Consider the following 506-nt stretch of genomic DNA (forward strand, 5'->3'; position numbering starts at 1 on the left):
CCGCCGCTGCCGGGCACCGCCGACGCGTTCCTGGCCCTGATCGAGGCCGGCTGGGACACCGAGGTGGCCCGCCGCCCCCACGGCCAGCACACCACCGTCCTGGTCCACCTCGACGTGGCCCAGCGCGCAGCCGCCCTGCACCTGGGTCCGCTGCTCACCGAAGCCGAACGCCAATACCTGAGCTGCGATGCCACCTTCGAGGTGTGGTTTCACCGCGACGGCCAACCCCTCGGCTCCGGACGCAGCACCCGCGAGATCAGCCGCCGGCTCCGCCGCGCCCTCGAACACCGCCAACACGGCCGCTGCGCAGTCCCCGGCTGCGGGGCCACCCGCGGCCTACACGCCCACCACATCGACCACTGGGAAAACGGCGGCCCCACCGACCTGGACAACCTCGTCCTGCTCTGCCCCTACCACCACCGCGCCCATCACCGCGGCCTGATCACCATCACCGGACCCGCCCACCAACTCCTGGTCACCGACGACGACGGCCAACCCCTGGCCCC

1 protein-coding gene is annotated in these 506 nt (G+C 72.9%); it reads left to right on the top strand.

Annotation, left to right across the window (positions count from 1 at the left end):
- A partial coding sequence (locus A5636_RS00370) for an HNH endonuclease signature motif containing protein (RefSeq protein ID WP_155763472.1) occupies nt 1–506 on the top strand: 506 nt, incomplete at both ends.

Source organism: Mycobacterium asiaticum (assembly GCF_001673315.1).
Taxonomy (GTDB): Bacteria; Actinomycetota; Actinomycetes; order Mycobacteriales; family Mycobacteriaceae; genus Mycobacterium; species Mycobacterium asiaticum_B.